The organism is Okeania sp. SIO2C9 (assembly GCF_010672455.1).
Taxonomy (GTDB): Bacteria; Cyanobacteriota; Cyanobacteriia; order Cyanobacteriales; family Microcoleaceae; genus Okeania.
The window spans coordinates 119,688-134,285 of the sequence record NZ_JAAHGO010000003.1; the positions used below are offsets into that span (position 1 = coordinate 119,688).

Sequence of the window (14,598 nt, forward strand, 5' to 3'; positions counted from 1 at the left end):
ACTTTTACCCTGAAGATCAAAAGTCAAACTATCACCAAACCCAGGCAAATAATTATCAGTATTTATCTCCAGAAAACTTTCTCTAGTCATCAACAACCAAATCATGAATTACCCATCCACATTTATCAGTTAATTCATCCCTATCAACAGTCATATTTTCCAAAAGTAAATAAACCGAATTTTTACCAGGGAGTGAAAAATTCAAGTCAGACAAATCTCCCGGAAAAAAATTATGGGCGGTTGTATCAATTAAATTTCCTTGCTCATCTAAAGAAGAAAATGCAAGAGACAAACCATCACATTCTTGATTCAGAAAATTTAGTTGACCAGTAATTTTTACTGACTCCGATACTTGCCCTAAATAGAGAAAATATTTAGAGGTTTGTTTAGTTGTATCTGAGGGGTCTGTCATTAAATTATAACCATCATCAGAAACTTGAGTAACTGCCGAATAATTATAAGTAATATAAGGAGATTGATTTAAACTCATCCAGTCTAACTGTCTACCTGGACGTTGAGGAATTTGTTTTTGTACTGCTGATAAAGTTTGTACAGCAGTCGCTACGGAAGTAGGGCGAAATCTTTGATAAAAACTAACAGTAATTCCACCATCTAAGATAAATTCTTCTGGCAATTTTCGGAAATCTTGAGCAATGGGAAAATTTTGAGTAAAAGCGTCATAGACAAACTTAACTAAATCTTGTTGCCCTGGTTTTAAAACTTGTTCATCAGTTAATAATACTTTCTGAAATGGGTGAGCAATAACTATATATTGTGCTTCTAATAATTCTGGCAACGGGTAGGTGTCGCGGGTGTCAATATGTGGTTTACTTATTGCTCTTAAATTAGGCCAACTTTCAGGATTAATTATCCGATTAGCATTTCTAATAATATTGGCATTAAAAAGATTTGAGGAAGCAGCTACATATACTAATTCTCGATTTTTGGCTAATTTACTTAGATAATTGCTCAAGCGTAAAACTTCATCATAGTCGGAACGAATTAATGGAGAAAAATTAGTGGCAAATAATGGTCGTAGAGAATTATGAAATTTGCCAATTGTAGTTATGCCAAAGATAAAATTTCCAAGTAACAATATTCCGGTGAGACTTAAAATGATTAATCTAGTTTTGTCTCGGAAAGTATTAATAGTAGTCCAGATAAATGAAGCTAATCCTAAAACTATTATTGGCGTGAAATGTAGAGAGTAATGAATATTGCCATAACGGAGTAAAATCAACCATTCAGCTAAAGAAAAAAATCCGAAGAATAAAAGAAAAATAGTAGTAGATGGAATTAAATATTTTGTCAGAATACCCACAGAAAATCCGATGGCTACTAACAGTAAAGTTATTAATCCATAAAAACAGGCATAACGCCAGAATATGTCAGGTATTGATAAACTCCAAGCAGCATAGAGAGTTCGATAATTTTCTGTCAAAGAACTTTGGATAAAACCCCAAGCAAAAATTGATATAGTCAGGAAACTGCTGAGAGAAATCAGACTAATTTTTATGGCACTTTCTAAAAGTCTTTTCCAGGAATTATTGACAGAATTGAAAGTAGTCAAAAAGTTAATCATAGTTTGACAACTAACAGCAGCAAGAAAAGCTATCGCGCTATAAGCAAAATGTCTTCTGAAAACAATAGATATTCCCAAACATAATCCAATGACAGGAATTTGCCACCAAGCAGTTAATCTAATATTTTGTAAGTAAATTAAAATCGCCAGTAAAATAAATAAAGTCGCTCCAATATCGGGATATCCTCTTAAACTAGGACTCCAGGTCATGGGTATTATTAGAGCGATCGCTACTGTTGACCAAAATACCCACCGAGAAGGAACTGGGATTAATTTTGTAGCGATAGAACCGAGCAGCAAACTAAATGGTAATAAATAGACCAGATTAATACTAAGAATATAAACAATTCTTTGATTACCAAACAGATAAAGAAATGGAATTAATGGCAGCACGACTAAATAATTTTTCTGTTGAGATAAAGAACCTAAAATATCATCAATAGCTCTTTGAGGTGATGCTCGAAATAAATTTGTTAAATTATTTGCTGCGTTCTGATATCCCACAAAGTCCCACCAATAAATTGTATGTTCATGGGATATATATATTGATGTTATGGAAATAATTATCAAAACTACAATTAAAAAAATAATGCTATTAATCTGAAAGCTAGACTGTGAATTAAGTTTAGTATTTAATAATTTGAAACAAGAGTTATTTTTCATATTTATCCCGAAATTAGAAAGCTGTGGTCTTGCCATATAATTTTATTGAGCTAATATCAAACTTTTCTTGATTTTACCGAATAATTAATAATTAATAATTAAATAATTCGCGCTTTGAATCCTCCCCTTCTAAAGGGAAAAAAAGTGCTACGATATTTCCTTATATTCAATTCCGTAGCGGTTTTAACCAGAGGTAATTATCAATTATTCACTATCCATTATCCATTATCCATTAATGAAGCTCTTATTTTATCCTTGAAAATACTATTTATAGCAATTCCCAAGAAGCGTGAGGTAAAAAATTCCTTTGTTGCGCGGGGGTAGCGAGCAGAGAATAGGGAATATAAAAAGGGAATATAAAATAAGAAAAACAACTGTACCTCTAATTAATTCAAAATTTTCCCTGATGACCGAAAATTTATCTCCACCACTGAAGAGGAGTTATTTGAAAAAATGTCAGATAATTTTCCCACAGAAACAATTTCTTATTCTTTTTGCCATTTTCCCAAGATAGTCACAATTAATTGATTTAAAATTTTCCCTGATGACCGAGAAATTTTTTTCCCTTCAGTAGTGGAGTTTTTGGGCAAAATGCCACAGAATTTCCCCCTGAAAAAATCTCTTATTCTATTTGTCAGTTGACCAAAATAGCCAGAATTAATTAATGACAGATTTTCCTCAATGACCGAGAAATGTTTTCCCCTCTTCAATAGTGGAGGTTTTTGATAAAATTTCACAGAATTTCCCCCTGAAAAAATCTTTTATCCTATTTGTCATGTTCTGAAAATAGCCAGAATTAATTGATGGATAATTTTCCTCAATGACCGAGAAATGTTTTTCCCTTCAGTAGTGGAGGTTTTTGATAAAAATTTACAGAATTTATCCCCTGAAAAAATCTCTTAAATGACCGAGAAATGTTTTTCCCTTCAGTAGTGGAGGTTTTTGACAAAATTTCACAGAATTGCCCCCTGAAAAAATCTCTTATCCTATTTGTTATGTCCTGAAAATAGCCAGAATTAATTAATGGCAGATTTTCCCTAATGACCGAGAAATGTTTTTCCCTTCAGTAGTGGAGGTTTTTGACAAAATTTCACAGAATTTCCCCCTGAAAAAACCTCTTATTCTATTTGTTATGTCCTGAAAATAGCCAGAATTAATTAATGGCAGATTTTCCCTAATGACCGAGAAATGTTTTTCCCTTCAGTAGTGGAGGTTTTTGACAAAATTTCACAGAATTTCCCCCTGAAAAAACCTCTTATTCTATTTGTCAGTTGACCAAAATAGCCAGAATTAATTAATGGCAGATTTTCCTCAATGACCGAGAAATTTTTTCCCCTCTTCAGTACTGGAGGTTTTTGATAAAATGTCACAGAATTTCCCCCTGAAAAAATCTCTTATCCTATTTGTCAGTTGACCAAAATAGCAAGAATTAATTAATGACAGATTTTCCTCAATGACCGAGAAATTTTTTCCCCTCTTCAGTAGTGGAGTTTTTGGGCAAAATGCCACAGAATTTCCCCCTGAAAAAATCTCTTATCCTATTTGTCAGTTGACCAAAATAGCCAGAATTAATTAATGGCAGATTTTCCTCAATGACCGAGAAATTTTTCCCCTCTTCAGTAGTGGAGGTTTTTGATAAAATGTCACAGAATTTCCCCCTGAAAAAATCTCTTATCCTATTTGTCAGTTGACCAAAATAGCCAGAATTAATTAATGGCAGATTTTCCTCAATGACCGAGAAATTTTTCCCCTCTTCAGTACTGGAGGTTTTTGATAAAATGTCACAGAATTTCCCCCTGAAAAAATCTCTTATCCTATTTGTCAGTTGACCAAAATAGCCAGAATTAATTAATGGATAATTTTCCTCAATGACCGAGAAATGTTTTCCCCTCTTCAATAGTGGAGTTTTTGGACAAAATGCCACAGAATTTCTCCCTGAAAAAATCTCTTAAATGACCGAGAAATGTTTTTCCCTTCAGTAGTGGAGGTTTTTGACAAAATTTCACAGAATTGCCCCCTGAAAAAATCTCTTATCCTATTTGTTATGTTCTGAAAATAGCCAGAATTAATTAATGGCAGATTTTCCCTAATGACCGAGAAATGTTTTTCCCTTCAGTAGTGGAGGTTTTTGACAAAATTTCACAGAATTTCCCCCTGAAAAAATCTCTTATCCTATTTGTCAGTTGACCAAAATAGCCAGAATTAATTAATGGCAGATTTTCCTCAATGACCGAGAAATGTTTTTCCCTTCAGTAGTGGAGGTTTTTGACAAAATTTCACAGAATTTCCCCCTGAAAAAATCTCTTATTCTATTTATCAGTTGACCAAAATAGCCAGAATTAATTAATGGCAGATTTTCCTCAATGACCGAGAAATTTTTTCCCCTCTTCAGTACTGGAGGTTTTTGATAAAATTTCACAGAATTTCCCCCTGAAAAAATCTTTTATCCTATTTGTCATGTTCTGAAAATAGCCAGAATTAATTAATGGATAATTTTCCTCAATGACCGAGAAATTTTTTCCCCTCTTCAATAGTGGAGGTTTTTGATAAAATTTCACAGAATTTCCCCCTGAAAAAATCTCTTATTCTATTTATCAGTTGACCAAAATAGCCAGAATTAATTAATGGCAGATTTTCCTCAATGACCGAGAAATTTTTTCCCCTCTTCAATAGTGGAGGTTTTTGATAAAATTTCACAGAATTTCCCCCTGAAAAAATCTTTTATCCTATTTGTCATGTTCTGAAAATAGCCAGAATTAATTGATGGATAATTTTCCTCAATGACCGAGAAATGTTTTTCCCTTCAGTACTGGAGGTTTTTGATAAAAATTTACAGAATTTATCCCCTGAAAAAATCTCTTAAATGACCGAGAAATGTTTTTCCCTTCAGTAGTGGAGTTTTTGGGCAAAATGTCACAGAATTTTCCCCTGAAAAAATCTCTTATCCTATTTGTCAGTTGACCAAAATAGCCAGAATTAATTAATGGCAGATTTTTCTCAATGACCGAGAAATGTTTTCCCCTCTTCAATAGTGGAGGTTTTTGGCAAAATTTCACAGAATTTCCCCCTGAAAAAATCTCTTATCCTATTTGTTATGTTCTGAAAATAGCAAGAATTAATTAATGGATAATTTTCCTTGATGAGGCAGAAATGTTTTTCCCTTCAGTAGTGGAGTTTTTGGGCAAAATGCCACAGAATTTCCCCCTGAAAAAATCTCTTATCCTATTTGTTATGTTCTGAAAATAGCAAGAATTAATTAATGGGTAATTTTCCTTGATGAAGCAGAAATGTTTTTCCCTTCAGTAGTGGAGTTTTTGGGCAAAATGCCACAGAATTTCCCCCTGAAAAAATCTCTTATTCTATTTGTCAGTTGACCAAAATAGCAAGAATTAATTAATGACAGATTTTCCTCAATGACCGAGAAATTTTTTCCCCTCTTCAGTAGTGGAGTTTTTGGGCAAAATGCCACAGAATTTTCCCCTGAAAAAATCTCTTATCCTATTTGTTATGTTCTGAAAATAGCAAGAATTAATTAATGGCAGATTTTCCTCAATGACCGAGAAATTTTTTTCCCTCTTCAGTACTGGAGGTTTTTGATAAAATCGCACAGAATTTCCCCTGAAAAAATCTCTTATCCTATTGATCATGTTCTGAAAATAGCGAGAATTAATTGATGGATAATTTTCCCTAATGACCGAGAAATGTTTTTTCCTTCAGTAGTGGAGTTTTTGGGCAAAATGCCACAGAATTTCCCCCTGAAAAAATCTCTTATTCTATTTGTCAGTTGACCAAAATAGCGAGAATTAATTAATGGCAGATTTTCCTCAATGACCGAGAAATTTTTTCCCCTCTTCAGTACTGGAGGTTTTTGGCAAAATTGCACAGAATTGCCCCCTGAAAAAATCTCTTATTCTATTTGTCAGTTGACCAAAATAGCAAGAATTAATTAATGGGTAATTTTCCTCAATGACCGAGAAATGTTTTTCCCTTCAGTAGTGGAGTTTTTGGGCAAAATGCCACAGAATTTTCCCCTGAAAAAATCTCTTATCCTATTTGTTATGTTCTGAAAATAGCAAGAATTAATTAATGGGTAATTTTCCTTGATGAAGCAGAAATTTTTTCCCTTCAGTAGTGGAGTTTTTGGGCAAAATGCCACAGAATTTTCCCGCATAAAAAATTTATTATCCTATTTTTCACTTGACAAAAATAGTCAGAATTAATTGATGGATAATTTTCCCTGATGAGGGAGAAATTAGTCTCCTCTTCAGTAGTGGAGCTTTTTGCCAAAATTTCCGATAATTTTCCCGCATAAACATCTCTTATCCCCTATGTCACTTTCTCAAAATAGCGAGAATTAATTGATGGATAATTTTCCCTGATGAGGGAGAAATTAGTCTCCTCTTCAGTAGTGGAGCTTTTTGCCAAAATTTCCGATAATTTTCCCACAGAAAATCTCTGACCATATTTGTCATGTTCTGAAAATAGTGAGAATGAATTAATGGCAGATTTTCCCCAGAAAAAATCTCTGACCATATTTGTCATGTTCTGAAAATAGGGAGAATGAATTAATGGCAGATTTTCCTTAATGACCGAGAAATTTTTTCCCCTCTTCAGTAGTGGAGCTTTTTGGCAAAATTTCATAGAATTTCCCCTGAAAAAATCTCTGACCCTGTTTGTCATGTTCTGAAAATAGTCACAATTAATTGATTAATAGTTTTTTCTTCTTCCCTCTTCCTTCTTCCTTAATAGTCACAATTAATTGACTAATAGTTTTTTCTTCTTACTTGTTGCTTCTTCCCTCTTCCCTCTTCCTTCTTCCTTACTTATGCTAAAGTGAGAAAAAATTCAGCCCTAAGAAAAAAACTACAACAAAAATCCGCAATTGGAAATATTGATATGAAAGCATTAATTCTCTCTGGTGGAAAAGGTACAAGGTTACGTCCTCTTACTTATACAGGAGCAAAGCAATTAGTACCAGTTGCGAATAAACCTATTTTGTGGTATGGAATTGAGGGTATTATCGCAGCAGGTATTACCGACATTGGCATTGTTATTAGTCCAGAAACGGGAAAAGAAGTACAAGAATTAACAGGAAACGGCGAACAATTTGGAGCTAATATTACCTATATTCTGCAAGAGCAACCTGCTGGTTTAGCTCATGCGGTGAAAATTGCCCAACCATTTTTGGCAGATTCTCCTTTCATCATGTATCTAGGAGATAATATTATTGAGAGTCAGCTAGAACAATTTTTAGAGACTTTCAAAAAAGAACAATTAGATGCTTTAATTCTGCTGCGAAAAGTTCCTAACCCTACAGCATTTGGTGTGGCAAAAGTAGATGAAAAGGGAAAAGTTTTAGGGTTAGTAGAAAAACCAAAAGTTCCTCCATCTGATTTGGCACTGGTGGGAATATATTTCTTCTCAAATAAAATACATAATGCTATTGCTAATATCAAACCTTCAGCTAGAGGAGAATTAGAAATTACTGATGCTATTCAATATTTAATTGACCAACAAACATCCGGTGCAGATAAAGAAATTTCTGTTGAAGCACGTACCTTAGAAGGTTGGTGGTTAGACACAGGGAAAAAAGATGATTTGCTCAGTGCCAATCAAATTATTTTAGATACTCGTTTAACTAATTCTATAAATGGAGAAATAGATTCTCAAAGTCAAATTATTGGGCGAGTAAAAATTGGTGAAAATACTAAACTAATTAATTGTAGTATTCGAGGTCCGGTGATTATAGGAGATAATTGTCACCTAGAAAATTGTTTTATCGGTCCTTATAGTAGTATTGCCGATAATGTAACTTTAATTGATGTTGATATTGAGCATAGCGTGATATTACAAGGAGCAAAAATTATTGAAATTCATCAACGTATTGTTGATAGTTTACTTGGTCGTCGTGCCCAACTAATTAATGCTCCACAACGTCCTAAAGCATTACGATTTCTGATTGGTGATGATAGTCAAATAGAACTAACTTGAAGAAGGCAGAAGGCAGAAGGCAGAAGGCAGAAGGCAGAAGGCAGAAGGGAATATTGGTTCAAAGGGAGAAAGTTTTTTTGTCACTAATTATTCTGACATTATATTACCCAAAAATATCATATATAGCACCTGTAAATTTAGGTGATCGCTTTAATTTGAACCTATACCACTATTTTTAATAGGCTTATTTATTTAAGTAAAATGTCTTTGAAAAGCTTAATTTTTTGTTTTTAACTCTCAAAATATTTAGGGTTTTTAGCAAAAATTTTATTACTGGGATAGGTTCTTAAGTAGCGATCGCCTACTTTTACCGAAAAATTGTGTTAAAGCCTCCTCTTTTAAGGGGATAAAAAGAAAAATTTTCATGATTAGTCAATCCTCTTCTTTTAAAGGAGAGGTAATTAGGGCTTGCTGATTAATTATCAAAGCATTTACAGATAAAAGCTTCAGCCTTTTTATACTGAAAAAAAGTGCAACTTTTTCAGCTTTAGCTACCAAAAAGTTAGGATTTTGGGCAAGAGTTGGGCAGAAAAATCCCAAATTGACAATTCTTACTCCTACCTCCTAGCTTATTCCCATTTCTCCCCTCCACGGTCGGGGGAGGGGCGAGGGGTTGGTTGTCTCCTAACCTCACCCATAAGACTTTTTCAGCAAACCCTAATTATTAATTGTTGAAAGCTTCCTTTAATTATATTCCAAATAAATACAGCAAAATGATCGAGAATGTAGATTAGGAGAAACTAATATAAATACTAACTCTATATACTTCCTCACAGTTAATTACTATTCCACTCAATTAATTCAAAAATTAATCAATTCAATCAAATTAACTCCCAAGCTATTTCAGCAAATAGTTATTATTAATAACTCGACCGATGATAGTTCTATTTATCAACTTCAAAACAACACCACAATTATTATCAATTCAGAAACTAATTTAGGATATGGAAAAGCTTGTAATTTAGGATTAAACTGGATTTATAACCAAAACCCTCAAGCCATAATTTGGTTAATTAATCCCGATGCTTATTTATTCCCAAACTCCCTGGAAAAAGCACACCAATTTTTAGCCAAAAATCCAGAATTTTCCATATTAGGAACAACAGTCTACGAACCCACAGGAAAAGTTTGGTTTGGTGGCGGAAAATTTATTCCTGAAACTGGCAAAATAATTCCAAATGAATTTATTTCCAAGACAGAAAAATCAACCACAGATTGGGTAACAGGATGCAGTATGTTAATTAACTTCAAAAACTTTGAAAAATGCCCTCAGTTTGATGAAGATTATTTTTTATATTATGAAGATTTTGACTTCTGTAGACGCTATGCAAAACAAGGTCATAAAATTGCCATAACTCAAACAATATCTGTAGCTCATCAACCATCTTCCATTACCAATAAAAATCCAGAATTAAAACTTGAGTATAGCATCTATAGTTATCTACTAAGTTTAGAAAAACATACAACTAGATTAGTTTTAATATATAGGTTAATTAGAATTACTATAGCAGCCTTAATTAGCACATCCATAAATTATAAAATAGCTCGTGTTAAAATTAGAGCGATCGGCAAATTTATCAGACATAATCGTACGAAGTGAAACTTAACAAAGCCTTTTAAGTCAAAAGTCAAAAGTCAAAAATTAAAAGTGACACATGGAAAAATGTAGGTTGGGTAGAACAATCAGTGAAACCCAACAAAGTATCATTTGATTAAAGGAATTTTTGTCTTATTTGAGAACTGAAAATGTTGGGTTTTTCCGTTGGAAATGCTCCGCAAACGGTTCCTCAACCCAACCTACACTATTTAAAATTTTTGTAGGTTTGCTAGAACGAAGTGTTAGCGGAGCTTCCCGGAGGGAAACCCAAAAAACTATCATTTAATAGGAGGAATTTTTGTCTTATTTGAATCTGGTTGAGTGAAAATGTTGAGTTTTTCCGTTGGAAATGCTCCGCAAACGTTCCTCAACCCAACCTACAGTATTTAAAATTTTGGTAGGTTGGGTAGAACGAAGTGTTAGCGGAGCTTCCCGGAGGGAAACCCAACAAAACATGATTTGATAGGAGCAATTTTTGTCTTAAATCCAACCCAAACTTATTGCTCGACTCTTAATCCGTATATCCGTGCCATAATCCGTGTAAGCGCAAATGTCTAACAAACTTCTAATCAATCTATCAGTATTAATCCCACAACCAACAGGAATATCCATCTACGCAAATAACATCCTCCCACAACTTCAACAACTTAATCCTACCCTGTTAGTTGCCAATAAAATTCCCAATTTTAACTGCCATTTAATCCCTAACAACATGACACCCGCTCAGGGAACTAAAGGTCATTTACGACGATTATTTTGGACTCAATTTCAATTATCAAATATCTATAAAAAATTACAAGCAAATCTACTATTTTCTCCCTTACCAGAAGCACCCTTATATTCTCAATGTCGTTATATAGTAATGGCTCATGATTTAATTCCTTTACGTTTTCCTAAACCTGGTTCTCGCTTAACTGCTTATTTCAAATATTATATTCCCCAAGTATTAAATCAGGCAGAACATATTATTTGTAATTCTCAAGCAACCGCAAAAGATATTACTGATTTTTTCCAAATACCACCTCAAAAAATTACACCTATTCCTTTAGGTTATGACTCTCAAAGATTCCAATTTTTAGACTTACCCACGAAAAATTACTTTCTTTATCTCGGTCGCCACGACCATTATAAAAATCTGCATCGGTTGATAGAAGCATTTGCTAAATTGCCTAATTTTTCCGAGTATGAATTATGGTTTGCCGGACCTACAGATAATACTTATACACCTACATTAAAAACTCAAATTAGAGAACTAGGATTAACAAAATTAGTCAAATTTCTTGACTATGTTCCTGATTCAGAATTACCCAAAATAATAAATCAGGCGATCGCTTTAGTTTTTCCTAGTCTGTGGGAAGGGTTTGGTTTTCCGGTATTAGAAGCAATGGGTTGTGGTACCCCAGTTATTACTTCTAATATTTCATCCCTGCCAGAAGTTGCTGGAGATGCAGCTATTTTAGTTAACCCGAAAAATGTAGGAGAAATAACAGATGCCATGAATATTATTGCTAAAGATGTGGAAGAGCGATCGCGACTATCAACCTTAAGTTTAGCTAGAGCTAAAGAATTTAGTTGGGAAAAAACTGGTTTAGCTACTAGGGAAGTGATTCAGAATTATCTGATTAAGGTTTAAATAATTGAAGCGATCGCTCCTTTTTGATTTGGCAACTTAAATTAACTGTGAATTCCTAACATTGAAACCCCAGTTCTTGAAGTTCAAGCAATGGCTATATAATACTTGTTAACTATTGAAATTAATTACAATTACTCGTACATCAAAGTGCCATTAATATTAGCAATGTGATCGTCCAGATTGATTTTAACTGAATAATTTCAAATACTTGTTATTCAATAGTTTAGCAACTGCCAAAAAATACAAATTATACCCAAAATCAGAAACGCCAAAAGTTTTTGTTTGTAGTAAGGATTGAGCAATTGAAATATCTATCTTTGGGCTAAAGTTCTAGCCAGGAAATAGACTAATTTTTTGTGCCAATCGTAAATCTAACTTTTTCTACTCCTTCAATCATTTCTAAAGCAAATTGTGCAGAGGTAAATGAATTAAAGTTTACCTTGTTTTTAATGGCTTCAGCCAGATTGACAATGTTGAGTATATTCTTGCTCCTGTCCTTCCATTTTGATGTTAGAGGGTTTTCATCATTGGGCATCTCTAACCTATTTTTATCGCCTTGTTCTACTGGTCTTCCATCCCTGTCTTTCAATTTTTTGTAAAAGGTGTTCCCCCCATCATCTGAGTCCAATCCAAAATGAAGGGTTTCTGGTTTTTGGTGAATATCAACTGTTTTCACTTCCCCATCAAATAAACAAATCAAGACATTAGCTGAAAGACGATCCATTCGTAGCAATTTAAGTTTATCTTCGTCAGGAATAGCATTATCACTATTAACTAGCTTGCTATAGCCATCAACGAGTAAACCAGGCCAACCTGCAACCACATCAGAGCGTAGTAAAAAGCCAGTTACTTTTTTGTGAAGATTGGTTGTGGGAATGTTGTTATTTGCTTGATCTTGTTTATGATCTGATGTCGTGACTCGCCCAATACTAAATGCTCCATCTAATAAGCATTCTATCCATAATGGATCGATACAAAAGAAACGAATTGATTCTCTGGGTAACATCCGTTCGTCGGATACTAAATAATTAAAGGGTACACCTTTGAGAAGACTTAAATCTTTAAACCAGGATGATATTTCATCAGGAAGTTCAGTATTAGACTGATTGTAGAAAGGTAAATGACTTTCGGTATTTTGAATTATCTGTCCATGTCTATGGTTGCGTTTCCAGTGGTAGAGACTAATGGAGAAATTTTTACTCTGTAAAGCTAACAATCGCCCTAATTCCCAAGCAGCAGCATAGGAAATATCGAACATACCATTATTGGGATTGTAGCGTACTAGCTCATCAGCAGCACGGATGGGTAACGTGATGTTATCAGTAGGATTATTTCCAGTGATTAAGGGGCTATGATACCAGGAGAATGTTTTACCTCCCTGTCGTAAAAAGTGAGGTAGAGAAATATAGCCCATTGACAAGTATTTTTCTGCTTCAGCATTATCAACCTTGGGTAATCTGAGGATACTAGATTCCCGACGATAAATATCTAGGCGATCGCCTAATTTTTCAATTGAGAATTGTTCATTATTTTCATTGATAATTCGCCATAGTATTCCTTCCTCATCAACTTGTATTGTTGGATTAGATAGGGCAATACTTTTTTTTACAAACTCGGCTGTTATATTATCAGTTTTGCTAGAGTTTAAATCTGGTATAAGTCCTAAATTGTTAATACTAAAAAGGAATTCACCTCGGTTGATATGAGTCAGTAATCTTTTAAAGCTTTGCTTTTCATCAACGCAAGAAAAACTCCAACTTTTGAGACTAACTAAACGAATAGAATCATTATCTCCTGCATCTTGAAAGTTAAAACCTGTGTCGTCATAACGCCCTTCTATAGAAACAAGATGGACGGTGCTCATACTGCCTTTTTTTGGTAATCTGTTGCCAATAATGATTGCTAGTTCATCTCCGACTAAGTTGTTTTCATCATCTGTTCCTTGGCGCACATGAGCAAGATATTGTAAATCTTCTTTAGTCGGTAATCTTTTATCTAATAACTGTTTTGTGACATCAATTACAGTTACTTTGTCGTCTTCATGTTGTCCGCTTTCTAAGTACAAAAAGACTTCATTTGTAGGTGGAGTTTCATCTTTGCTGACAATTTTAGGGAATTTACTGGCACCTGTTTGAGGATTCTTTAATTGCTGAAGAGTGATAATTTTCGGTTCTGGTTTCTCCCCTTCTTCAAATAATAGGACTGCTAACCAAGGTAAATTATTGCTATTAGTATCAACCAGACGTTCCCAAGGTAACGTACTGCGGTTTAACACAACATGGGGTAGAACATTGGAATGTTCCCCTAAGCTACCACTTGGAGGGAATACAGCATGAATATCTTTGGGTTTTAAATCAAAGCGTTCTCCTGAAACAGCAAAAGTTCTAGTAACAGTGAAGGAGTTATTTGCTTGAATTTTTTCTCCTGTAACTTCCTGTTTAATATTAATCTCATAGTCACCATCTTTTAAGCCAGGTTGATGGTACTGAATGAATTCGATTTTTGTGGGTTTAGTGGTAGTAGTTTCTGACATTTTTATCTGTAATAATTATCTTTTTTTTTGGCATTGCATAATTGCGGGATGATTTGATCCGAGAGGATTGAGCATAATCCCGGCGTCTCCGCGTCTCCGTGTCTCCGTGTCAGCTTGAATCATCCCAGTATTCAGCAACGCCTTTTTTTTCGTAGGTTGGGTTGAGGGACGAAACCCAACAACAATTTTCCTCTCCTGCGAGGGGTCAGGGGTGGGTTCCCTACTCCCCAACTCTCCTACTCCCTATAGCAGTTTTCATGCAGGATAGACCACAGTTGTAATCATCGGGGGGCAGTCCGGGAAGATTTGTATTCATAATTAACTAGCCTTTGACTCCGTACGGACGTTTTCCGCTAAGAGCGGACATGTTTGCGGAGCATTCCGTCAGGAAAACGCTTGCGCGACATGAAACGCATTAATGCTCAAGCAACGTCCCTACCTCCTGACTCCTGACTCCTACCTCCTGAGTGCTAACTCCTACCTCCTGACTCCTGAGGACTGACTCCTGACTCCTACAACAGTTTTGTGGTCTACTCAACTGAAAAGCTCTGTAATGCACAGTTTGAGCTGAAACAGTCCAGTAGGCTGGGTTGAGGAAC

The 14,598-nt window shown here is 34.6% G+C and carries 7 protein-coding genes; 3 read left to right on the forward strand and 4 right to left on the reverse strand.

Translation table 11 applies throughout. The features are described from left to right. Positions 1–82: 82 nt before the first annotated feature. The 3 genes from F6K23_RS02910 to F6K23_RS02920 all read right to left on the reverse strand — a co-directional run bounded on the left by F6K23_RS02910 (position 83) and on the right by F6K23_RS02920 (position 6,886). Entirely contained in the window at positions 83–2,245 is a 2,163-nt protein-coding gene (locus F6K23_RS02910) for a hypothetical protein (protein WP_293150349.1), read from the reverse strand. Between the two features lie 485 nt (positions 2,246–2,730). Further along, the gene (locus F6K23_RS02915) at positions 2,731–2,982 is read right to left on the reverse strand and encodes a hypothetical protein (RefSeq protein ID WP_293150351.1); all 252 of its coding nucleotides are present in this window, start codon (positions 2,980–2,982) and stop codon (positions 2,731–2,733) included. 3,589 nt (positions 2,983–6,571) lie between these two features. Continuing rightward, positions 6,572–6,886, reverse strand: coding sequence for a hypothetical protein (locus F6K23_RS02920; protein WP_293150353.1), 315 nt, complete (start codon positions 6,884–6,886; stop codon positions 6,572–6,574). 255 nt (positions 6,887–7,141) lie between these two features. Here F6K23_RS02920 and F6K23_RS02925 point away from each other — a divergent pair, with 255 nt between their 5' ends. The 3 genes from F6K23_RS02925 to F6K23_RS02935 all read left to right on the forward strand — a co-directional run bounded on the left by F6K23_RS02925 (position 7,142) and on the right by F6K23_RS02935 (position 11,466). Then, positions 7,142–8,236, forward strand: a complete 1,095-nt coding sequence (locus F6K23_RS02925; RefSeq protein ID WP_293150355.1) for a glucose-1-phosphate thymidylyltransferase — start codon at positions 7,142–7,144, stop codon at positions 8,234–8,236. A 760-nt stretch (positions 8,237–8,996) separates the two neighbouring features. Further along, positions 8,997–9,836, forward strand: a complete 840-nt coding sequence (locus tag F6K23_RS02930) for a glycosyltransferase family 2 protein (RefSeq protein WP_293151014.1) — start codon at positions 8,997–8,999, stop codon at positions 9,834–9,836. Between the two features lie 547 nt (positions 9,837–10,383). Then, positions 10,384–11,466, forward strand: coding sequence for a glycosyltransferase family 1 protein (locus F6K23_RS02935; RefSeq protein WP_293150357.1), 1,083 nt, complete (start codon positions 10,384–10,386; stop codon positions 11,464–11,466). Positions 11,467–11,812: 346 nt separating this feature from the next. On the opposite strand, the gene F6K23_RS02940 is transcribed toward F6K23_RS02935, so the two are convergent. Then, positions 11,813–13,999: a hypothetical protein gene (locus F6K23_RS02940; RefSeq protein ID WP_293150359.1), complete on the reverse strand. Its 2,187-nt coding sequence runs from the start codon at positions 13,997–13,999 to the stop codon at positions 11,813–11,815. Positions 14,000–14,598 lie beyond the last annotated feature (599 nt).

Excerpts from the sequence above, each read along its gene's own strand:
- F6K23_RS02910 (WP_293150349.1), bottom strand. The coding sequence starts at position 2,245 with ATGAAAAATAACTCTTGTTTCAAATTATTAAATACTAAACTTAATTCA.
- F6K23_RS02920 (WP_293150353.1), bottom strand. The coding sequence starts at position 6,886 with ATGAAATTTTGCCAAAAAGCTCCACTACTGAAGAGGGGAAAAAATTTC.
- F6K23_RS02925 (WP_293150355.1), top strand. The coding sequence starts at position 7,142 with ATGAAAGCATTAATTCTCTCTGGTGGAAAAGGTACAAGGTTACGTCCT.
- F6K23_RS02935 (WP_293150357.1), top strand. The coding sequence starts at position 10,384 with ATGTCTAACAAACTTCTAATCAATCTATCAGTATTAATCCCACAACCA.
- F6K23_RS02940 (WP_293150359.1), bottom strand. The coding sequence starts at position 13,999 with ATGTCAGAAACTACTACCACTAAACCCACAAAAATCGAATTCATTCAG.